Source organism: Frigoribacterium sp. R86507 (assembly GCF_044597695.1).
Classification (GTDB): domain Bacteria; phylum Actinomycetota; class Actinomycetes; order Actinomycetales; family Microbacteriaceae; genus Frigoribacterium.
This window is the reverse complement of record NZ_CP139002.1, coordinates 1,888,083-1,909,356: the sequence shown is the minus strand read 5'-3', so window position 1 is coordinate 1,909,356 and position 21,274 is coordinate 1,888,083. Positions and strand designations below refer to the sequence as shown.

Genomic DNA, 21,274 nt, shown 5'->3' with positions numbered 1-21,274 from the left:
GAATCGCGGGGTGTCTTCCCGAGCGACCGACGTCCGACTGCCCCTCTGGCTGGCCCTGATCGTCGCGCTCGGCGCCGGTGCCGTTCTCGACGGCGGCTTCCCCGACGGTGACGTCTGGCCACTGACGTTCGTCGGCATCGGATTCGTGCTGTTGGCACTCCGAGGCCGGTCGCTCGGCGGTTCCTTCCTGGTCGGCCTCGTGGCGGGCCTGTCCTTCTACCTGATCCACATCTCGTGGGCGACGCTCTTCCTCGGCGTCGTGCCCTGGGCCGCCCTGTCGACGCTCGAGGCTCTCTTCTTCGCCGCGGGGGCGATGCTCATCACCCTGGCGTACCGCTGGGTCCCGCGCGTCTGGCCCGGCACCCTGGGTCGTACGGTCCTCCTGCCGGTGGTCGTCGGGGGGCTCTGGACGCTCCGGGAGTTCGTCGCCGGAACCTGGCCCTACGGCGGGTTCGCCTGGGGCCGGGTGGCGCTGAGTCAATCCGAGAGCCCGTTCGCCGGCCTCGTCGCCTGGCTGGGCATCTCTGGCCTGTCGTTCCTCATGGTGGCGATCGTCGCCGCACTGATCCAGCTCGCCCTCCAGACGACCGTCCGGGGTTCGACCCGTGTGCTGGCGGGTGCCACGGTCGTCGTCGCCGCCCTCGCGGTGCCCGCCTGGCCGACGCACTCCTCCGGCACGGCCACCATCGCCGCCGTCCAGGGTGACGGTGACGCCGGCTACTTCGCCGACCGGCAGTACGGCGACCTGACCAACGCCCAGGTGCTCGCGATGAGCGACCTGCAGGCCCAGCTCGCGCAGTTGCCGGAAGACCAGCGCTCCCTCGACATGATCGTCTGGCCCGAGGGCGGCAGCGACCGCGATCCCACACGCGACGCCACCGGCCGGTACGTCTTCGACGCGATCTCCCGAGGCTACGACGCACCCCTCGTCTCGGGTGTCATCACCGAGAGCGACGACGGCGAGACCGTCTACAACTCGTCCCTCCTCTGGTCCGACGGAGGCGTGCGAGACCAGTACGACAAGAAGCACCCGGTCCCGTTCGGCGAGTACGTCCCCGACCGTGACTTCTGGCGACCCTTCGCCCCCGATCTCATCGACCTGATCGGCCGGGACTACACCCCGGGCACGCGTGACGAGGTCTTCGACCTGGGCGACTTCCGGGCCGGCATCTCGATCTGCTTCGACATCGTCGACGACCAGCTCATCACGAACATGATGGACGAGGGCGCCCAGGTCATCATCGGCCAGACGAACAACGCCGACTTCGGCACCCGTCCCGGCCAGACGGACGAGAACGAGCAGCAGCTCGCGATCGCCCGCCTGCGAGCCATCGAGACGGCCCGACCCCTCGTCAACGTCTCGACCGTCGCCTCGACGCGGGCCATCGACGCTTCGGGCAGGACGACCGCGAGCATCCCCGACTACGAGCCCGGCACCATGGTGGCGGTGGTCGACCTCGGCACCGGGACGACGCCCGCCGTCGCGGCGAGTCGTGCGATCGAGCTGCTCGTGTCGTTCTTCGGTCTCGCGATGCTGTTGCTGTCGCGTTCGTTCATCGGTACCCGCCGATCGGCTCGTCGACGCCGGCTCGACGAGGCACCCGATCCGATCCTGCCGCGGTGGCGCGTCGTCGACTGACGTCTCGCGACGCCCGGCGCGAGAGAAGGCCCGACCACCGTGAGGTGGTCGGGCCTTCTCGTCTTCGTGGTTCAGGCTGGGCCGTCAGGCGCCGATCTTGTGCTGACCCTTGCGGGCCCGCAGGAAGTCGAGTCGTTCTTGGAGGAGCTCCTCGAGCTCGTCACGGCTGCGGCGCTCGAGCAACATGTCCCAGTGACTACGGGGGACCTTCACGTCACCGGCGTCGATCTCGACGGGCTTGCCGTCGGCCGACAGCAGACGACCCTCCTGGCCACTCTTGGGGGACTGCCAGATGTCCGGGATCTCGGCGTCCGCAGCGAACACCATGTCGAACGTCTGACCGTCGGTCGTCTGGTAGACGGCCTTCTTGCGGGGCGAGAACTCCACGCCCTCTTCGCTCTGCAGGCTCTGGCTGCCGAGCCTCATTCCGCGCAAACTGCGATCTGCCATTGTGTGGTCTCCTCTCGCGTTGCAATCACCCGTTGTAACCCGTTCTGGACCTCCGCCGTTCCGAGCCGTGCGATTTCACAGTCCCTTCACAGTGCCCCGGCAGACCGGGACGGCGGTCACGGAGCGCGCCGACGTACCTCGTCGAGGGCCAGGTCGGCACGGTCGGTGACGATCCCGTGGACGCCCAGGGTGAGCAGCCGAACCATGTCGACGGGCTCGTTGACGGTCCAGACATGCGTCTCGACGCCCAGATCCGCCCATTCGGCGACGCGTGCGGCCGTGACGATGCGGACCGGACCCTTGCGCTCGGGGACCTGGAGCGCCCGGCACCCGACGAGGGCGCGCCGCACCAGCGTCCGCCTGAGCCCGGGGAGGGGGACGAGGCCCGCGGCCATCGCCGCGACGATGCCCCGGGACGAGGCCGACGTCGCGACTCCCGGCAGGGCCCGGACCGCCCGCAGACGCCTGCGGTGGTCGAACGAGGTCACCAGGACGCGGTCCGTCGCCCGGACCCGGGCGATCGCCCGGACGGCCGGCGCGACGGCCTCGTCGGACTTGAGGTCGACGTTGAACCGGGTCTCGGGGAAGGCGTCGAGCGCCTCGTCGAGGGTCGGGATCTCGTGCTCACCGTCGAGACGGATCGCCTTGACGTCCGCGAGGTCGAGGTCGAGGAGGCGCTGCTCGCGCCCCGCGACCCGCTTCAGGTCGGGATCGTGGCTGATGACCGCGATGCCGTCGCGCGTGGCGTGCACGTCGGTCTCGACGTAGGTCGCCCCGGCCGACACGGCCAGGGCGAACGCCAGCATGGTGTTCTCGGGAGCATCGACGGCGAGGCCCCGGTGCGCCAGCACCCGTGGGCCGGCCGGCGCGAACCAGCCGGCCGAGACCGGGGGAGCGGACGGCACTACGAGGTCGCCGGGGGAGCGGTCGGGCCGGAGCCCGGGGCACCCGTCTCGGGAGCCGGGCCGGCGGGACCCGCGGCACCCGCGCCTCCGGACCCCGTGGCGGTGCCCGTCCCACCGGGCGTGGTCACCGTCGGGAAGCCGAGGTCGGGTTCGGCCTCGAGGTCGACGGTCGAGGCCAGGTCGGGCGTGACGTCCATCTCGGAGACCTTGGGACCCTCGGCCGGGGTCCACCCGGGAGCGTTCGGGTCGCGAGGCGCGAAGAAGCCCTGCCCGATGCCCTTGAGGGCCTCGGTCAGCTCGCTGGGGATGATCCACATGGTGTTGGCCGAGCCGTCCGCGATCTTCGGCAGGGTCTGGAGGTACTGGTACGCGAGCAGCTTCGGGTCGGGGTCGCCGGCGTGGATGGCGTTGAAGACCGTCGCGATGGCCTCGGCCTCACCCTGGGCCCTCAGCACCTGGGCCTTCGCATCACCCTCGGCCTTGAGGATCGACGACTGACGCGACCCCTCGGCCTCGAGGATCTGCGACTGCTTCGTGCCCTCGGCGGTGAGGATGGCCGCGCGACGACTGCGCTCGGCACGCATCTGCTGCTCCATGGAGTCCTGGATCGACAGGGGCGGGTCGATGGCCTTCAGTTCGACGCGTCCGACCCGGATGCCCCACTTGCCGGTCGCCTCGTCGAGCACGATGCGCAGTTGGCCGTTGATGTTGTCCCGGCTGGTGAGGGCCTGCTCGAGGTTGAGCCCACCGACCACGTTGCGCAGCGTGGTGGTCGTGAGCTGTTCGACGGCCCCGAGGTAGTTGGCGATCTCGTAGGTGGCCGCGCGCGCGTCGGTCACCTGGAAGTACACGACCGTGTCGATCGAGACGACCAGGTTGTCCTCGGTGATGACGGGCTGCGGGGGGAACGAGACGACCTGCTCGCGCATGTCGATGAGGGGCCGCACCCGGTCGATGAACGGCACGAGCAGGTTGAGGCCGGGGGAGAGGGTCTTGTGGTAGCGCCCCAGTCGTTCGACCACGCCGGCACTCGCCTGCGGGATGATGCGGACCGAGCGGAACAGGATGACGAGGACGAGCACGACGACGATCGCGACGACCACGATGGTGACGACGGTGCCGGCACTGATGGTGTCCATGGCTTCAGGACCTCTCTGCGGGGGCGACGAAGGCCGTCGACCCCTCGATGGCGGTCACGACGACCGGGGACCCGGTGTCGAGTGCGAGGTCGGCGCCGACCGACGTCGCGGGGGAGGACAGCACCCGTGCCGTCCAGGTCTCGCCGTTCGACAGCTTCACCTGGCCCGGGTCGGAGCCGATGGGCACGACGACCGTGCCGCGCAACCCGAGCAGCGCCTCGACGTTGCTGGGGGTCGGATCGCCCCCGCGGCGGAGCGCCCGTAGCAGCGGCGGCCGCACGGTGAACAGCAAGAGGACCGCGAGGACGCCCGCGATGATCGCCTGCAGCCACCACGGGGCGCCGAAGAGTCCGGCGAGCAGACCGCCGACGCTGCCGATGGCCAGCATGAGGAAGGTGAACTCGAGCGTCGTCACCTCGACGATGACGAACACGAGGATGAGCGCGATCCACGCGACCCATGCGTAATCGTTCAGGACGTCCATGTCGACCTTCTTTCGTTCCCCTGTTATGGAAACTACCACCCACCACCGACGGTGACGAGGGGGATTGGTAGGGTCGAGTCCGGTCCACGGACCGATCGACCCCCCGCACAGTCTGGAGCACGCCTTGTCCAACCCCCTCGCCGCAGAGTCCCTCGCCGGAGCCCGAGTCCTGGTCACCGGGTCGTCCCGGGGGATCGGCGCCGACACCGTGCGCTACTTCGCCGAGGCCGGCGCCAAGGTCGTCGTCAACTACCGCAACAAGGAGAAGCGCGCCCTGCAGCTCGTCGCGAAGATCGAGGAGGCCGGGGGCGAGGCGATCGCCATCGGGGCCGACCTGACCGACGAGGCCAGCCTGGCGACGATGTTCGAGACCGTGCGCGACGCCTGGGGCGGCCTCGACGTCCTCGTCATGAACGCCTCGGGCGGCATGGAGACGGGCATGGCCGAGGACTACGCGCTCAAGCTGAACCGCGATGCCCAGGTCGCGTTGCTGACCGCGGCCCTGCCGCTCCTCGCCCCGGGCTCGCGCGTCGTCTTCGTCACGAGCCACCAGGCGCACTTCATCCGCACGACCGAGACCATGCCCGAGTACCTTCCCGTCGCCCTCAGCAAGCGCGCCGGCGAGGACGCCCTGCGCGAGATGCTGCCGCAGCTCGAGACCGCGGGCGTCGAGTTCGTCGTCGTCTCGGGCGACATGATCGAGGGCACCATCACGGCGACCCTTCTCGAGCGGTCGAACCCCGGCGCCATCTCGTCGCGGAAAGAGAGCGCGGGCAAGCTGTACAACGTCGCCGAGTTCGCCGCCGAGGTCGCGTCGGCCGCCGTCGAGCCCGTCCCGGCCGACCACACCCGGCTGGTGGGCGACACCAGCGACTTCGCGCCGATCGTCTGAGACGGGGCACCTCGTGACCGAGCGCATCGTCCGACCGACCTCGCGCCTCCTCGTCCTCGATGGGGACGACCGAGTGCTGCTCATGAAGACGGTGGCGCCCGACACCAGTCGGTCAGCACGCTGGATCACCCCGGGTGGCGGGGTCGACCCGGGCGAGACCCATGTCGAGGCGGCCGTCCGCGAGCTGCACGAAGAGACCGGCCAGGTGATCACCGAGGTCGGCGACGTCGTGCGCGTGGACGACTTCGAGGTGGCCTGGGACGACGCCGACCACACGCACGGTCACGCGGAGTTCTTCGTTGTGCGCCTGCCGCACTTCGAGGTCGTCGACGACGACTGGACCGACGACGAGCGCACCGACATCCTCGAGTCGCGCTGGTTCAGCCTCGACGAGCTGACGACCATCGACGAGCCGGTCGAGCCCCGCGACCTGGCCGAGCTCCTGCGCGAGGTGCTGGACGGATCGTCCGGCGCCTGAGGGTCAGAGGACGCCCGTGCACCCCTTCCGGCTGTCACGGTTGGTGACTGATAATGCACATTATGTCAAGTAATGTGAAATCGTGCGACGGAAGCCCTCTCCGCTGACGCACGCCGCGCCTCCTCGGAGTTGCCTGGTCGCATGACGACCGATGCGACCCACACACCGCCCGATGATGCGCACCGCCGACCCGACGGACTCGACGACGACACCGTCGCGGCGCTCGGCGAACTCTCGGCCGCGCTCGAGATCGTCGAACAGGCCCGAGGATTCCTGTACGGGTTCCACCGACTGACCGGCAAGGCCGACCTGGCACTCGGCGACGCCGTCGAGTCGCTCCGTCGAGCCGGCCACGTCGAGGTCGCGGACCTGCTCGATCGGGACCTCGTCGGTCGCAACGTCGTCGAGGGCCGCTGGACCTACCAGATCGTCGAGGACTACGACGACGGGTACTACGCCGCGTTCCGCGACCACGAGCAGAACATACGTGATTCTATCGCGGGTGGCAAGAAGCATCTCTTCGAGGCCGAGATGAAGGAGGCGCGGCGCAGCCACGGACGACGGCACCACGAGGCACTCCCCCGCGAATCGACGACACCAGGCGCGGACGGGAACGGCTCCGCGGTCGATCCCGTCGCCTGAGAAGATGGTCCGATGACTCCCCCGCCCATCGACCGGCCCCGCATCGAGGCCGCCGTGCTCGAACTGCTCGCCGCGATCGGTGAGGACGTCGACCGTCCGGGGCTCGAGTCCACCCCTCGACGCGTGGCCGACGCCTACGCCGAGTTCTTCTCCGGTCTGTCCGTCGACGCGTCCGATCTCGTCCGCCAGGCCACGGTCCCGGCCGAGGCCCACCAACTCGGCGAGGTCGTGATCGTGCGAGACATCTCGTTCCGGTCGGTGTGCGAGCACCACCTGCTGCCCTTCGTCGGCGTCGCGCACGTGGCCTACGTGCCGGGCGAGACGATCGTCGGGTTGGGCGCGCTCCCCCGGGTGGTCGACGCCGTGGCCTCGCGCCCGCAGCTCCAGGAGCGCCTCGGCGAGGAGATCGCCGAAGCCGTGCAGGCGGGCGCCCGCCCGGACGGCGTCCTCGTGGTACTCGACGCCTCACACGGGTGCGTCACGACCCGGGGCCCCCGTCAGACCGGCAGCACGACGGTGACGCTCGCGAGTCGGGGCGTCCTGTCCGAGCCGTCGGCGCGGGCCGAGGCGGTCGCCCTGATCGGCGCGCCCCGTGCCTGAGGCCGCGGCGCAGCACCGCGAGGTCGACTCCCCCGGGCTCGCCCTCCCCCCTCTGCTCGTCCCCAGACGGCGCATCGGGTCGCGGACCTTCGACTTCTCCCGCCAGGTCGCCGTGATGGCCATCGTGAACCGCACGCCCGACTCGTTCTTCGACCGGGGTGCGACCTTCGCCCTCGACCGCGCCGTGCAGGCCGCCGTGGACGCGGCCGCGGCGGGCGCCGACTGGGTCGACATCGGGGGCGTCCCCTTCGCGCCCGGGCCCGAATTGTCCGCCTCCGACGAACTCGACCGGGTCCTGCCCGTGGTGGAGGCGCTCGCGAGTCGGTCGGACGTCGTGATCTCGGTCGACACCTTCCGCCCCGAGGTCGCCGAACGCGTCATCGCCGCCGGGGCCCACGTCGTCAACGACACGACGGGGCTCCACGACCCGCGGTTGGCCGACGTCGTCGCCGACAGCGGCGCCACGCTGGTCGTCACCCACAGCCTGGCCGCACCGCGACGGCCGCATCCCCGGCCGCACTACGACGACGTCGTCGCCGAGGTCGTCGAGTTCCTCGCGCGGCGGGTCGACGTGGCCCGCGCCCACGGCGTGCCCGACGACCGCATCGTCGTCGACCCGGGCCACGACCTGAACAAGACGACCCGGCACTCGCTGGAGCTGACCCGCCGCCTGTCCGAGGTGGCAGCCCTGGGCCACCCGACGCTCGCCGCGGTGTCCAACAAGGACTTCGTCGGCGAGTCGCTCGGTCGCGACAAACCCGACCGCCTGGCCGGCTCGCTCGCGGCGGCCACGATGAGCGTGCTGCAGGGCGCGCGCATCGTCCGGATGCACGACGTTCGGTCCAGCGTCGACGCCGTCCGCATGGTCGAGGCGATCCTCGGCTGGCGCGACCCCGTCGTCGAGCGCCACAACGTCGCCGAGGACGTCTCGTGACAACGGCCGCCATCTCGCAGTTGCATCCTGCTCCCCCGGTGGGCGGTGGCACGCTGACCATCGACGATCTCGTCGATCTCCACCGGCCCCACGACCGGACGACCCCTCGCGTGCGGGCGAACTTCGTGGCGAGCGTCGACGGCTCGGCGACGGCCGCCGGGCGGACCCGCGACCTGGGCGGCCCCGCCGACCTGCTCGTCTTCGACCTGTTGCGTCAGCTCTGCGACGTCGTCGTGGTCGGTGCGGGCACGGTCCGCGACGAGGGCTACGGCCCGATGCGGCTCGGCGACGAGGCCGTCGCCTGGCGGCGCGAGGCCGGCCTGCCCGATCATCCCGTCTTCGCCGTCGTCTCCGGGCGGCTCGGGCTCGACCCGACGAGCGACGTGTTCGCCGATGCGCCCGTCCGGCCACTGGTGCTCACCCACGACGAGGCACCTCGCACGGCTCGGGCCCGCCTCGACGAGGTCGCCGACGTCGTGTCGTGCGGTCGTGACCGGGTCGACCCGCGCCTCCTCGTCCGGGCCCTGGTCGAGCGGGGACTGGCGCAGATCCACACCGAGGGCGGGCCGGCGTTGCTCGGCGACCTGGTCGCCGCCGACGTCGTCGACGAACTGTGCCTCACCGTCTCGCCGAACCTCGAGGGCGGAGCCGGGCCGCGCATCGTCGCGGCCCGTGAGGCCATGGCGCTGCGCGGCCTCACCCTCGACCACGTCCTGCTGTCGGGCGACATGCTGCTGACGAAGTGGTCGCGACAGCGCTGACCCCGGCGCGCCCACGGCCCCGAGGGTCAGCCGACGACCCCGAGGTCAGGAGGCGCGGTGCCGGCGACCGATCAGCTCGCCTTCTCGCCGAAGCCGCTCTCGATCAGCGTGATGAGGTCGTCCACGGCGGCCGCGGCGTCCGGGCCGGTCGCCATCACGGCCACCGTCGAACCGACGCCCACGTTCAACCCCATGATGCGCAACAGGCTCTTGGCGTCGACGCCGTTCACCGTGACGTCGGCCTGGAACCGCGACGCGTGCGTGACGAGGTCGGCGGCCGGGCGGGCGTGCAGCCCCGACGCGTTGACGAGCACGGCCGATCGCTCGACGGCGTCGCCACCACGGAGGTCGCGCTCGTCGGCATGGGCGTCGGCGACGCCGGTGGCCGTCCGGGCCGCCGCCGCGACGGCCTCGAGGTCTCCCCCGGTCTCGGCGGAGACGGCCGCGGCCACCGTGCCCTCGACCAGAGGGGCGTCGGCGATGACCACGCGCTGCTTGTCGGCGTCGTCGAGGAAGTCGACGGCCGTCTCGCTCGTCAGGATGGCTGAGCCGAGGTCGCAGAGCACCACGGCTCCGCCGCCTCGCGATGCCTCGGCGAGGGCTGCGGAGATCTTGTCGAAGCTGGTGCCGATGGACCCGTCGTCGGTCCCTCCGGCAGCCACGAGGGTGGTCGTGGGGGCCATCTGGCGGGCCAGGTCGACCACGCCCTCGGCGATCTTGGCACTGTGCGAGACGACGACGATTCCGATGGTGGGCATTTTCAGGACTCCTTGCTCGAGCCGTCGGCGGCGTCGGCCGCCGCGGCGATGATGAGGGACGACGACTGCGCGCCGGGGTCGCGGTGACCCACGGCACGGTCGCCGAGGTAGCTGGCTCGACCCTTACGGGCGACGAGGGGTTCGGTCGACTCGGCACCGGTCGCCGCGGCGTCGGCTGCGGCGCGGAGGACGGCTGCGGGCGACGCTCCGTCCGCGGCGGCCGCGGCAGCCGCGTCGACGGCCGGGGTCCACGCGTCGATCATGGTCTTGTCGCCGACCTCCGCCTTGCCTCTCAGCACGACGCCGTCACGGGCCGCCGTGAGGAACGCGACCAGCGCCTCCGCGTCCAGCTCGGTGGCGTCGCCCAGAGCGGCCGACCCTTTGAGGTACGCGGTGCCGAGCAGGGGGCCCGACGCGCCGCCCACCGTCGAGATGAGGGTCGTGGCCACGAGCTTGAGCGCGGCCCCGGGCGTCGCATCGGCGGGGAGGTCGGCGAGCTTGGCCCGGACGGCGGTGAAGCCCCGCGACAGGTTCTCACCGTGGTCGCCGTCGCCGATCTGCCGGTCGAGCTCGCTGAGTGCCGTGTGTTCGGCAGCGACGACGTCGGCCGTCCGGTCGATCCAGGCCCGGGTCCAGGTGGCGTCGAGTGTCATGCTGTGGTCGTTCCTCTCGTGAAGCGATGATGCGGTGCTGCGCGCCCGCGGTCGGGGCTCCGGGGTCCGGGGTCCGTGCCCGAGGTCCGGGCAGACGTCTATCGGCCTCGGCGCAACGCCACGGTCTCGACCGGGGCGTCCCAGAGCTCGGTCAGCTCGTCGTCCAGACGGGTCAGCGTGATCGACATGCCCTGCATCTCGAGCGACGTGACGTACGAGCCGACCAGGCTGCGGTACACCTCGACGCCTCGTGCCTCGAGCGCCTCGGCAGCCCGGCGGTAGGCGATGTACAGCTCGACGAGAGGCGTGCCTCCCATGCCGTTCACGAAGAGCAGCACCCGCTCGCCGGATGCGAGCCCCAGATCGTCGGTGACGGCGTCGAGCAGGCGATCGACGATGGCGTCGACCGGCTCGAGGGGGATGCGCTCACGGCCCGGTTCACCATGGATGCCGATGCCGATCTCGACCTCGTCGTCGGCCAGCGTGAAGCTCGGCTCACCGGCATGCGGGACCGTGCCCGCGGAGAGCGCGACGCCCATCGACCGGGTCGCCGCGTTCGTGCGTCGGGCCACCTCGGCGACGGCGTCGAGCGAGTCGCCCCGCTCGGCGGCGGCCCCTGCGGTCTTCTCGACCACGACCGTTCCGGCGACGCCTCGGCGTCCGGCGGTGTACAGCGAGTCCTTGACCGCCACGTCGTCGTCCACGAGCACCGTCCGGACCGTGATGCCCTCGGCCTCGGCGAGGTCGGCCGCCGTCTCGAAGTTGAGCACGTCGCCCGTGTAGTTCTTGACGATGTACAGGACGCCTGCGCCGGCGTCCACGGCCTGCGTCGCGGCGACGATCGGATCGGGCGTGGGCGACGTGAAGACGGGGCCCGGCACCGCGGCCGACAGCATGCCGAAGCCGACGAACCCCGCGTGCAGGGGCTCGTGACCGCTGCCGCCGCCGCTGACGAGTGCGACCTTCCCCGGCACGGGAGCCGCCGAACGGCGGACGAACGTCGGATCGTGTGAGACGACCACGAGGTCGGCGTGCGCCGCGCCGAAGCCGGCGACGGCTTCGTCGACGACGTCGGACGGATCGTTGATGAGCTTCTTCATCGAAGTCCCTTTCTCGGCGCGAGAGACGGTGCTCGGGTGCACCAGGCTGCCGCTCAACCTACTCCCAGGACCCCCTGATGCACATATGTGCAAACACCTGATCTTTCCTTCTCGTCGCATGTGATCACAGCACTAAGGTGTTGACACACGCTCACCGCGGGTGCACTGTCGCCCCGCCGTACGACAAGGAAGGTCGACGTGAACCTGGGATTGATTTTTCTTTCAGAAACGGTGGGCACCGCATTGCTGCTCACCCTCGGTGGCGGAGTCGTCGCCAACGTCGCCCTGACGAAGACGAAGGGCTTCAACGGCGGCACGCTCATGGTCAACTTCGGCTGGGGCCTCGCGGTCTTCGTCGGAATCCTGGCCTCGTACTCGTCCGGGGCGCACCTGAACCCGGCCGTCAGCATCGCGCAGCTGATCCTCGGCAACATCACGTTCGCCGCGTTCCTGGTCTACGTCGCGGCGCAGATGGTCGGTGCCATCATCGGTGCGGTCGTCGTCTGGCTGGCCTACAAGCAGCACTTCGACGACGAGCCCGACCCCGCCACGAAGCTGGGCGTGTTCTCGACCGGCCCTGCGATCCGCAACTACGGCTGGAACCTCGTGACCGAGATCATCGGCACCTTCGTGCTGGTCTTCACGATCATCGCCATCACCAACGGCGCCTCCCCGAACGCCGCCAACCTCGGTCCGCTCGGCGGCCTCGCCGTCGCACTGCTCGTGGTCGGCATCGGCGCCTCGCTCGGTGGCCCCACCGGCTACGCCATCAACCCCGCCCGTGACCTCGGACCCCGTATCGCCCACGCGTTCCTGCCCATCAAGGGCAAGGGCGGCAGCGACTGGTCCTACGCCTGGGTGCCGGTCGTCGGCCCCCTCGTCGGTGGCGCCCTCGCGGCGCTGCTGTCCTTCCCGCTCCTCCCCCTCGCCGCCTGACCCGGCGACCCACTGATCGGTCGAGGCCGGCTCCCCCGGGCCGCCCGACGCCGATCGATCCACCTGCTCCCAGCAGAGGCTCGGGCCCGTCCGCTCGAATGGACCGACCCGAGCCTCCGTGCGAGCCGCATCCATCAACGACGAAGGAGTTCCACCCGTGAGCGACACCGACTACGTCCTGGCCATCGACCAGGGAACCACCAGCACCCGCGCCATCATCTTCGACCACTCGGGTTCGATCGTGGCCACCGGCCAGAAAGAGCACGAGCAGATCTTCCCCCGCGCCGGCTGGGTCGAGCACGACCCCGCCGAGATCTGGGAGAACACCCGCGAGGTCATCGGTCAGGCCCTCTCCCGCGCCGACATCACGCGCCACAACATTAAGGCCGTCGGCATCACCAACCAGCGCGAGACCGCCGTGGTCTGGGACAAGACCACCGGCAAGGCCGTCTACAACGCCATCGTCTGGCAGGACACCCGCACGCAACCCATCGTCGACCGCCTGGCCGCCGACGGAGGCGTCGAGCGCTTCAAGCCCATCGTCGGCCTGCCGCTCGCGACCTACTTCTCGGGCACGAAGGTCGTCTGGATCCTCGAGAACGTCGAGGGCGCACGCGAGAAGGCCGAGGCCGGCGACCTGCTGTTCGGCACGACCGACACCTGGGTCCTCTGGAACCTCACCGGTGGTACCGACGGGGGCGTCCACGTCACCGACGTCACGAACGCCTCGCGCACCCTCTTCATGGACCTCGAGACGCTCGAGTGGCGCGACGACATCCTCGAGGCGTTCGACGTGCCGAGGTCGATGCTCCCCGAGATCAAGAGCTCGTCCGAGGTCTACGGCACGGTCGAGGCCTCGAGCCTGCTGCGCGAGGTGCCCATCGCCGGCATCCTCGGCGACCAGCAGGCCGCCACGTTCGGTCAGGCCGCCTTCGACCAGGGCGAGTCGAAGAACACGTACGGCACCGGCAACTTCCTGATCTTCAACACGGGCGAAGAGATCGTCCACTCGAAGAACGGGCTGCTCACGACGCTCGGCTACAAGCTCGGCGACGCCGCACCGCACTACGCCCTCGAGGGGTCGATCGCCGTCACGGGCTCGCTGATCCAGTGGCTGCGCGACAACCTGGGCATGATCGGCTCGGCCCCCGAGGTCGAAGAGCTGGCCAAGACCGTCGAGGACAACGGCGGGGTCTACTTCGTGCCCGCGTTCTCGGGTCTGTTCGCGCCCTACTGGCGCTCGGACGCGCGAGGCGCCCTCGTGGGCCTCACCCGTTACGTCAACAAGGGTCACATCGCCCGTGCCGCCCTCGAGGCGACCGCGTTCCAGACCCGTGAGGTGCTCGACGCGGTCAACGCCGACTCGGGCGTCGACCTGACCGAGCTCAAGGTCGACGGCGGCATGACCGCCAACGACGCGCTCATGCAGTTCCAGGCCGACATCCTCGACGTCCCGGTCGTCCGCCCGGTGGTCGCCGAGACCACCGCCCTCGGCGCGGCCTACGCGGCCGGTCTCGCGGTCGGCTTCTGGGAGACCCTCGACGACCTCCGTGCCAACTGGCAGGAGGACAAGCGCTGGACCCCGAACATCGACGCCGACGAGCGCGACCGCACGCTGCGTCTCTGGAAGAAGGCCGTCACGAAGACCTTCGACTGGGTCGACGACGACGTCAACTGATCCCCCGCGCGAAGGGCCCGTCCGACCGGACGGGCCCTTCGTCGTCCGCCCCCTCAGGACGAGGAGGCGCGGTGCACCTCAGGAGGCGCGGGTCGCCGCCACCCACTGGTCCAGTTTCGCGATCGCCGCGCCCGAGTCGACGGCCCGGGCCGCGACGTCCAGCTGCTCCCGGAAACGAGCGAGGAGGGGCCGTTCGCGCTGGCCCGGATCGGCCGCCAGCCCGTAGGACACCAGTCCGGCCGCGGCGTTGAGCAGCACGATGTCGCGGACCGGACCGCGCTCCCCCGCGAGGACCTCACGGGCGATGCCCGCGTTGTGCGCCGCGTCCCCCCCGACGAGATCGGAGATGCGCGCGCGGGGGATGCCCAACTCGAGGGGATCGAGGTCGTGCTCGGTCACCGACCCCCCGGTGACCTCCCAGATGTGGCTGTGACCCGTCGTGGTCAGTTCGTCGAGGCCGTCGTCGCCGCGGAACACGAGGGCGGTCGCGCCGCGCGTCTGGAACACGCCCACGATCAGCGGCACCTTGTCGAGCGACGCGACGCCGACCGCGCTCGCCTCGGGTCGTGCCGGGTTCACCAGGGGCCCCAGGAAATTGAAGACCGTCGGGACGCCGATCTCGCGACGTACGGCGGCGGCGTTGCCGAAGCCCGGATGGAAGGCGGCGGCGAAGGCGAAGGTCAACCCCGCCTCGCGCAAGACCTCCGCCACGCGGTCGGCCCCGATGGTCAGGTCGATGCCGAGGGCCGACAGCACGTCCGACGAGCCGGACGACGAACTCGCCGCCCGGTTGCCGTGCTTGATGACCGGCACACCGGTCGCCGCCACGACGACCGAGGCCATGGTCGAGACGTTCACCGTCCCGAAGCGGTCACCACCCGTTCCGACGATGTCGACCGCCATGCTGTCGACCGGGAGGGGCACGGCATGGGCGAGGACGGCATCGCGGAAGCCGACGATCTCGTCCACCGTCTCGCCCTTGGCACGGAGGGCGACCAGGAAGGCCCCGAGCTGGGCAGGGGTCACGTCGCCCGTCATGACCTGCTCCATGGACCACGTGGCCTCGCTGATCGAGAGGTCGCGCCCGGTGAGGAGCGCGTCGATGATCGAGGGCCAGGTGAGCTCGGAGGTCATGGGCCCAGGCTACCGGCGGATCATATGGCACTCCGATGTCTCGGCGTCAAGGGAAATTCCCGACCCGGGGTTTCGAGCGCAAACCCAAGGCGACTTACCAGGCATAATGGACCTCGTGACAAGTACCTCTCTCTCGAGACCTTCTGGCGGCCCTGTCGTCAATCGACCCAGCACGGTTGCCGTGGGCACCATCGTGTGGCTCGGCAGCGAGGTCATGTTCTTCGCCGGCCTCTTCGCGATCTACTTCACGCTCCGCTCGACGTCTCCCGGCCTGTGGGCCGATCAGACGGCCCTGCACAACGTGCCGTTCGCGCTGACCAACACCATCACCCTGGTGCTGTCCTCGGTCGCCTGCCAGTTCGGAGTGTTCGCCGCCGAGCGCATGCAGCCGCATCGCACGGGCCGCCTGTTCCAGGTCAGCCGCTGGGGCATGGTCGAGTGGTTCTTCCTCACCTACGCCATGGGCGCGGTCTTCGTCTGCGGTCAGGTCTTCGAGTACGCGACCCTCATCTCCGAGCACGTCACCCTCAGCTCGAGCGCCTACGGCTCGGCCTTCTACATGACGACCGGCTTCCACGGGGCCCACGTCATCGGTGGTCTGATCGCCTTCCTGCTCACCATCGGTCGCGCGTACGCGGTCAAGAACTTCGGGCACAAAGAGGCGACGACGGCCATCGTGGTGTCGTACTACTGGCACTTCGTCGACGTGGTCTGGATCGGCCTCTTCATCGTCATCTACCTCCTCAAATAGGCATTGGATCGTCTGCACAGCATGTTCACGAGAACCTCGTCCTCCCGACGCACCAAGAAGGCCGGCCGTCGCGGCCCCGTCGCCACCGCCTCCCTGTTGCTGGTCGGTCTGCTCACCACGGGCGGTGCCTACGCACTCTTCTCCTCGACCGCCTCGGCGGACGAGAGCAGCGCGACCGCGACCTCGCAGCAGAGCATCGACGAGGGCCAGAAGCTCTTCGCCTCGAACTGCGCGACCTGCCACGGCCTGAGCGCGGCCGGCACCGACAGCGGTCCGAGCCTGATCGGCGTCGGGGCCGCCTCGGTCGACTTCCAGGTCGGCACGGGACGCATGCCCATGGCCGTCAACGGCCCGCAGGCCGAACAGAAGCCGACGCAGTTCTCCGACGAGCAGGTCGCCGCCATGGCCGCCTACGTCGCGTCGCTCGCCCCCGGGCCCGCGATCCCCGACGAGTCGCTGCTCCAGGCCGACGGCGACACGACCAACGGTGCCGAGCTGTTCCGCATCAACTGCGCCATGTGCCACAACGTGGCCGGAGCGGGTGGGGCACTCACCCAGGGCAAGTTCGCCCCCGCACTCGACGGGGTGACCGCCCACCACATCTACGAGGCCATGCAGACGGGCCCGCAGAACATGCCGGTCTTCAACGACCTCAACCTGTCGCCACAAGACAAGGCCGACATCATCACGTACCTCAAGTACGTCGAGAACAACCCGTCGCCGGGTGGATTCGAGCTCGGGAGCCTCGGCCCCGTCGCCGAAGGTCTATTCATCTGGATCTTCGGGCTCGGTGCGATCGTCGCGATCACCATCTGGCTGACCGCCCGGTCGAACTGACCCGCGTTCTCTCCGTACTTCACGAAAGGCAGAATCAATGGCAGAGCACGACGACGAGGCCCCCACGGCGGGCTCGGCTGTCGAGAAGCGCGAGCCTCGACAGGTCTCGGCCGGCACGGCGGTCGTTACGTCCGACGTGTTCCAGAACCCAGGTGAGCCGCCGCACCGCGATCGCGTCACCGACATCGACCCCAAGGTCGAGAAGCGTGCCGAACGCCAGGTCAGCCTGTTCTTCTTCCTGTCGATCGTCGGCAGCATCGCCGCCATCGGCGCCTACGTCGCGTTCCCGATCACGTCGGGCGACTCGGGTTCGGTCCGACTGAACAACCTGTTCCTCGGTCTCGGGATCGCCCTCGGGCTGCTGTCGGTCGGAATCGGTGCGGTCCACTGGTCCAAGACCCTCATGCCGGCTCGAGAGATCACCGAGATGCGCCACGACACGCGCGGCTCCGAGCCGACGCGTGAGAAGGCCGTCGAGGTCTTCGCGTTGGGCAACCACGAGAGTGGCTTCGGTCGCCGTTCGCTCATCCGCAACAGCCTGATCGGTGCACTCGTCGCGACTCCCCTGCCGGCCGTCGTGCTGTTCCGCGACCTCGCGCCGGCCGAAGATCCCAATGCCGTCCTGCGCCACACGCTGTGGGAAGAAGGCATGCACCTCGCCGCCGACCCCTCCGGCACCCGCATCAAGGCGTCGGACGTCACCCTCGGGTCGGTGTTCCACGTCATCCCCGAGAACCTCAACGAATCAGAACACCTGCTCGAAGAGAAAGCCAAAGCGGCCGTCCTTCTCATGCGCCTCAAGCCGGAAGATCTCAATCCGGCCGAGGGACGCGAAGACTGGCAGTACGACGGAATCGTCGCCTACTCCAAGATCTGCACGCACGTCGGGTGCCCCGTGGCCCTCTACGAACAGCAGACACACCACCTGCTCTGCCCCTGCCACCAGTCCACGTTCGACGTGACGAACAACTGCGAAGTGATCTTCGGGCCCGCCAAGCGCCCCCTGCCGCAGCTGCCCATCACGGTCGACGCCGACGGGTACCTCGTCGCGCAGAGCGACTTCCACGAACCTGTGGGCCCGAGCTTCTGGGAGCGCGAAAAGTGATCACCACCACCCCGGCACAGGGTGCCGAACCGGCCACGTCGGACAACATCGGCAAGGCTCCGGCCTTCGCCCCGACGAAGACCAACAAATTCCTCGGCGCTACGGCGAACTACATCGACGAGCGCACGAGCATGTCCGGCCTGGTCAAAGAGGTGGGTCGCAAGATCTTCCCCGACCACTGGTCGTTCATGTTGGGCGAGGTCGCGCTGTACTCGTTCGTCGTCATCCTGCTCTCGGGCACGTTCCTGACGTTCTTCTTCCAGCCGTCGATGGCCGAGGTCAACTACAACGGTTCGTACGTTCCGCTTAAGGGCCTCAACATGTCGGCCGCCATGGCGTCGACGCTCGACATCTCGTTCGACATCCGCGGTGGTCTGCTCTTCCGGCAGATCCACCACTGGGCGGCCCTGCTGTTCGTCGCGGCGATCATGCTGCACATGCTGCGCGTCTACTTCACCGGCGCGTTCCGCAAGCCCCGCGAGATCAACTGGGTCGTGGGCTTCACGCTGTGGATCCTCGCCATGGCCGAGGGCTTCACCGGATACTCGCTTCCCGACGACCTGCTCTCGGGCAACGGTGCGCGCATCATCGACGGGATGATCAAGGGCATCCCCGTGATCGGCGTCTGGATCTCGTACCTCGTATTCGGCGGTGAGTTCCCGGGAACCGACATGGTCGGCCGCTTCTACTCGCTCCACATCATGCTGCTGCCCGCATTGCTGATCGCCCTGCTGGGCGTGCACCTGCTGCTGCTGATCATCAACAAGCACACGCAGTTCGCCGGTCCCGGCAAGACCAACCAGAACGTCGTGGGCGTTCCGGTCATGCCCGTGTTCGCTGCGAAGGCCGGTGGATTCTTCTTCATCGTCTTCGGCGTCATCGTCCTGATCGCCTCGCTGTTCACGATCAACCCCATCTGGAACTACGGGCCCTACGACCCCTCCCCCGTGTCGGCAGGTACACAGCCTGACTGGTACATCGGCTTCGCAGACGGGGCCCTGCGCCTCGTGCCCCCGGGTTGGGAGTTCGTCGCCTTCGGCTACACGGTCTCGATGAACATCCTGGTTCCGATCACGGTGCTCGGTCTCTTCATCGTCGTGGTCCTGCTCTACCCGTTCTTCGAGGCCTGGGTGACCGGCGACAAGCGCGAGCACCACATCCTCGACCGACCTCGCAATGCCCCCACACGCACCGCCATCGGTGCGGCCGGCATCGTGTTCTACGCCAGCCTCTGGGCGGCGGCGAGCTCGGACATCATGGCGACCCACTTCCACCTGTCGTTGAACTACGTGATCCACGCCTGCCAGGCAGCGTTGATCCTCGGCCCGTTCATCGCCTTCTGGGTCACGAAGCGTGTCTGCCTCGCCCTCCAGAAGAAGGACCGCGAGATCGCTCTGCACGGTTACGAGTCGGGACGCATCGTCCGTCTGCCGGGTGGCGAGTACATCGAGGTGCACGAGCAGCTCGACGAGTACGAGCGCTGGCGTCTGCTCGACTTCAACGAGTACGAGCCCCTCATGGTCCGTCCGAACGCCAACGGGAAGATCACGGCCCTGCAGCGGGCGCGTGCGTCGGCATCGTCGTTCTTCTTCGAGGACCGCATCGCTCCGGTGAAGCGTTCCGAGATCGAGGCATCGCACCACGACGAAGGCCACTGACCTTCCGATACCCCAGGCCCGGTTGCACGCTCTGTGCAGCCGGGCCTTCGGCATTCCCTGGGGAGACCGGCATGCCCCCGGCCGTACTCACAGGGAGCCCCGAGTTGCCCTCCCGGCAAAGCCACACCAGCGCCCGCACGCACCCCCGGGAGACGGCCACGAGCGGACGTGACCAGCCCCCGCCCCTCGTAGAGAGCCCGCCCGACTCAGCATCTCTCGGCCGCGTCCACGACGTTCGCTCGAGGTGGTGGGCTGCCCGGGGCCGACCAGGGTCTCTCCGTCTCGCCACGACGACGCGCCCACCAGGTCGGCCTTGCCCGCTCGACGGGCTCCCATCCTCTTCCCTGCCGCCCGACCCTCAGCTGGCGCGTACGCAGTCGAGGATCGCGACAAGTCCCTCCCCCGCTCACGGCCTCCGTGCCGGCGCTCGTCTTCGACAGGACGTGACTCGGCCCGGTGGCTGCCGGTTCCTCCCGGTCAGTGAGCAGACACGGGCTCGACCTCCCGGGCGCCACTCCGCCTGCCCTCATCTGGCGGGGGTCTTTGGTCCTCGCCTCACAGAGCATGGTCCCGCGGGTCCTCTCGCACCGGTGAGACGCTTCATGGTCGCGCCGAAGGCGATTCCCTGGGCGGATCAGGTGCAGAGCGTCATGGCTGCTCCGTGGGCGTGACCCACTACCGGAGGACGGTACGCGCGCGGCCTCCGTCGGCCTCGCCGAGACCGGCCAACCTCGCGGACTCTAGATGGCCCTCAGGCCGGCCCCTAGTGGCGTAGCACGCATCCGGGGCCGAGTAGTCGCTAGGAACCATGACGGCGAGGAGCTGCACATGCACCAGACACCGGAAAACCTGCCCTCAGCTTCACCGGAGAGGTCTCTCCCCCACGGTAGGGCCTTGTTTGCCACCCCCACGGTGCGGCCTGGCCTGCCCCGCGCGGTGCGGCCTGGCCTGCCCCGCGCGGTGCGGCCTGGCCTGCCCCGCGCGGTGCGGCCTGGCCTGCCACGTACGGTAGGGCCTGGCTTGCCGCCCACGGTACGGGCTGGCTGCACGCCCACTGCCGGCCAGAGCGTCGGGATCAGGGGCCCCTGCAGCAGCGCGTGCTGCTGTCGTCGCCAGGGCCGTCGAGACCCACACTCCCCAACTGGTCTTGTGGGTCCACCGTCAGTCGCGGGGCTGACGTCATGAGATCGTCAGGTTGATGACCGACGTCCGATGGCGCTCCGTCGAGGCTGCAGTCGTGATCCTCGCGCCAGACGTGAGACGACGAAGGGCGCCGGTCCGAAGACCGACGCCCTTCCCGCTCGAACGAGCAGGCGAACTAGTGTGCGAAGTTGCCGCGGTAGTACTCGTAGACCCAGCCGACGAGGGCCACGGCCGTCAGAGCGGCACCGATGTAGATGATCCACATGCCGACGGCCAACGCCAGGAAGATGAGACTGCAACCAGCAGCGAGGATGATGGGCCACCACGACCACGGGCTGAAGAAGCCCATCTCGGGGTCACCGTCGTCGATGTTGGCGTCCAGACGGTCCTCGGGCAGCTCGCCCCCCTGGGTGGCGTGCGAGCGGCCCATGTAGAACGCCAAGAAGGCGCCGAGCATGCCGGCCAGACCGATGCCCAGCGTGCCCGCCCATTCGACCTGGCCGGTGTCGAGCAGGCTCCAGAGCACGTAGACCGCGCACATGAGGAAGAAGAAGATCGCGAGGATCCAGAACAGCGTCGCGTTGGTCTTCATCGGGG

Annotated in this window: 22 protein-coding genes; 13 read left to right on the top strand and 9 right to left on the bottom strand. The window is 69.4% G+C overall.

The annotated features are described in order from the left end of the window. Positions 1-10 precede the first annotated feature (10 nt). Positions 11-1,639 (top strand): apolipoprotein N-acyltransferase, encoded by a 1,629-nt coding sequence (gene lnt / locus SJY14_RS09070; protein ID WP_083396025.1) that lies wholly within the window; start codon positions 11-13, stop codon positions 1,637-1,639. Positions 1,640-1,723: 84 nt separating this feature from the next. Here lnt and SJY14_RS09065 read toward each other — a convergent pair whose 3' ends face one another. The 4 genes from SJY14_RS09065 to SJY14_RS09050 all read right to left on the bottom strand — a co-directional run bounded on the left by SJY14_RS09065 (position 1,724) and on the right by SJY14_RS09050 (position 4,617). Further along, positions 1,724-2,089, bottom strand: a complete 366-nt coding sequence (locus SJY14_RS09065) for an RNA polymerase-binding protein RbpA (protein WP_043594952.1) — start codon at positions 2,087-2,089, stop codon at positions 1,724-1,726. A gap of 116 nt (positions 2,090-2,205) precedes the next feature. Continuing rightward, on the bottom strand, positions 2,206-2,994 hold the full coding sequence (locus SJY14_RS09060) for a glycerophosphodiester phosphodiesterase family protein (protein WP_396598742.1): 789 nt from the start codon (positions 2,992-2,994) through the stop codon (positions 2,206-2,208). Continuing rightward, positions 2,994-4,133 carry an SPFH domain-containing protein gene (locus SJY14_RS09055; protein WP_083396024.1) on the bottom strand — a complete coding sequence of 380 codons (1,140 nt, stop codon included), beginning with the start codon at positions 4,131-4,133 and terminating at the stop codon, positions 2,994-2,996. Before SJY14_RS09055 ends, SJY14_RS09060 begins: the two co-directional genes overlap by 1 nt. Positions 4,134-4,137: 4 nt before the next feature. Continuing rightward, a complete protein-coding gene (locus tag SJY14_RS09050; protein WP_071253268.1) occupies positions 4,138-4,617 on the bottom strand; it encodes an NfeD family protein in 480 nt (159 codons plus the stop codon). A 124-nt stretch (positions 4,618-4,741) separates the two neighbouring features. Between SJY14_RS09050 and SJY14_RS09045 the strand changes: the two genes are divergently transcribed. From SJY14_RS09045 to SJY14_RS09020, 6 genes are all read left to right on the top strand, one after another. Next, on the top strand, positions 4,742-5,509 hold the full coding sequence (locus SJY14_RS09045) for an SDR family oxidoreductase (RefSeq protein ID WP_071253266.1): 768 nt from the start codon (positions 4,742-4,744) through the stop codon (positions 5,507-5,509). Between the two features lie 13 nt (positions 5,510-5,522). Further along, positions 5,523-5,987 (top strand): NUDIX hydrolase, encoded by a 465-nt coding sequence (locus SJY14_RS09040; RefSeq protein ID WP_396598741.1) that lies wholly within the window; start codon positions 5,523-5,525, stop codon positions 5,985-5,987. 141 nt (positions 5,988-6,128) lie between these two features. Continuing rightward, the gene (locus tag SJY14_RS09035; RefSeq protein ID WP_396598740.1) at positions 6,129-6,629 is read left to right on the top strand and encodes a hypothetical protein; all 501 of its coding nucleotides are present in this window, start codon (positions 6,129-6,131) and stop codon (positions 6,627-6,629) included. Positions 6,630-6,641: 12 nt separating this feature from the next. After that, positions 6,642-7,229 carry a GTP cyclohydrolase I FolE gene (folE, locus tag SJY14_RS09030; RefSeq protein ID WP_396598739.1) on the top strand — a complete coding sequence of 196 codons (588 nt, stop codon included), beginning with the start codon at positions 6,642-6,644 and terminating at the stop codon, positions 7,227-7,229. Beyond that, the gene (folP, locus tag SJY14_RS09025) at positions 7,222-8,163 is read left to right on the top strand and encodes a dihydropteroate synthase (protein WP_396598738.1); all 942 of its coding nucleotides are present in this window, start codon (positions 7,222-7,224) and stop codon (positions 8,161-8,163) included. The genes folE and folP overlap by 8 nt, the downstream gene beginning before the upstream one ends. Beyond that, positions 8,160-8,924 carry a pyrimidine reductase family protein gene (locus tag SJY14_RS09020; RefSeq protein ID WP_396598737.1) on the top strand — a complete coding sequence of 255 codons (765 nt, stop codon included), beginning with the start codon at positions 8,160-8,162 and terminating at the stop codon, positions 8,922-8,924. The genes folP and SJY14_RS09020 overlap by 4 nt, the downstream gene beginning before the upstream one ends. Positions 8,925-8,995: 71 nt before the next feature. Here SJY14_RS09020 and dhaM read toward each other — a convergent pair whose 3' ends face one another. The 3 genes from dhaM to dhaK all read right to left on the bottom strand — a co-directional run bounded on the left by dhaM (position 8,996) and on the right by dhaK (position 11,435). Further along, positions 8,996-9,682, bottom strand: coding sequence for a dihydroxyacetone kinase phosphoryl donor subunit DhaM (gene dhaM / locus SJY14_RS09015; RefSeq protein WP_396598736.1), 687 nt, complete (start codon positions 9,680-9,682; stop codon positions 8,996-8,998). A gap of 2 nt (positions 9,683-9,684) precedes the next feature. Next, positions 9,685-10,335, bottom strand: a complete 651-nt coding sequence (gene dhaL / locus SJY14_RS09010; RefSeq protein WP_396598735.1) for a dihydroxyacetone kinase subunit DhaL — start codon at positions 10,333-10,335, stop codon at positions 9,685-9,687. 98 nt (positions 10,336-10,433) lie between these two features. Then, on the bottom strand, positions 10,434-11,435 hold the full coding sequence (gene dhaK, locus SJY14_RS09005; protein WP_396598734.1) for a dihydroxyacetone kinase subunit DhaK: 1,002 nt from the start codon (positions 11,433-11,435) through the stop codon (positions 10,434-10,436). Positions 11,436-11,633: 198 nt separating this feature from the next. Here dhaK and SJY14_RS09000 point away from each other — a divergent pair, with 198 nt between their 5' ends. After that, complete coding sequence (locus SJY14_RS09000) at positions 11,634-12,371, top strand: MIP/aquaporin family protein (protein WP_082383341.1); 738 nt, start codon at positions 11,634-11,636, stop codon at positions 12,369-12,371. A 157-nt stretch (positions 12,372-12,528) separates the two neighbouring features. Next, positions 12,529-14,049, top strand: coding sequence for a glycerol kinase GlpK (glpK, locus tag SJY14_RS08995; RefSeq protein WP_043594942.1), 1,521 nt, complete (start codon positions 12,529-12,531; stop codon positions 14,047-14,049). Between the two features lie 78 nt (positions 14,050-14,127). On the opposite strand, the gene trpD is transcribed toward glpK, so the two are convergent. Then, entirely contained in the window at positions 14,128-15,183 is a 1,056-nt protein-coding gene (gene trpD / locus SJY14_RS08990; RefSeq protein ID WP_396598733.1) for an anthranilate phosphoribosyltransferase, read from the bottom strand. 106 nt (positions 15,184-15,289) lie between these two features. On the opposite strand from trpD, the gene SJY14_RS08985 reads away from it, so the two are divergent. Genes SJY14_RS08985 through SJY14_RS08970 form a run of 4 tightly spaced genes read left to right on the top strand, consistent with a single transcriptional unit; the run spans position 15,290 to position 19,534 of the window. Further along, positions 15,290-15,934, top strand: a complete 645-nt coding sequence (locus SJY14_RS08985) for a heme-copper oxidase subunit III (RefSeq protein WP_082059958.1) — start codon at positions 15,290-15,292, stop codon at positions 15,932-15,934. A 21-nt stretch (positions 15,935-15,955) separates the two neighbouring features. Then, positions 15,956-16,771 (top strand): c-type cytochrome, encoded by an 816-nt coding sequence (locus tag SJY14_RS08980; protein ID WP_054146200.1) that lies wholly within the window; start codon positions 15,956-15,958, stop codon positions 16,769-16,771. A 37-nt stretch (positions 16,772-16,808) separates the two neighbouring features. After that, positions 16,809-17,876 (top strand): ubiquinol-cytochrome c reductase iron-sulfur subunit, encoded by a 1,068-nt coding sequence (locus tag SJY14_RS08975; protein ID WP_043594939.1) that lies wholly within the window; start codon positions 16,809-16,811, stop codon positions 17,874-17,876. Between the two features lie 47 nt (positions 17,877-17,923). Next, positions 17,924-19,534 (top strand): cytochrome bc complex cytochrome b subunit, encoded by a 1,611-nt coding sequence (locus SJY14_RS08970; protein ID WP_055977003.1) that lies wholly within the window; start codon positions 17,924-17,926, stop codon positions 19,532-19,534. Positions 19,535-20,852: 1,318 nt separating this feature from the next. Here the strand turns inward: SJY14_RS08970 and SJY14_RS08965 are convergent. After that, complete coding sequence (locus SJY14_RS08965; RefSeq protein ID WP_054146161.1) at positions 20,853-21,269, bottom strand: cytochrome c oxidase subunit 4; 417 nt, start codon at positions 21,267-21,269, stop codon at positions 20,853-20,855. Positions 21,270-21,274 lie beyond the last annotated feature (5 nt).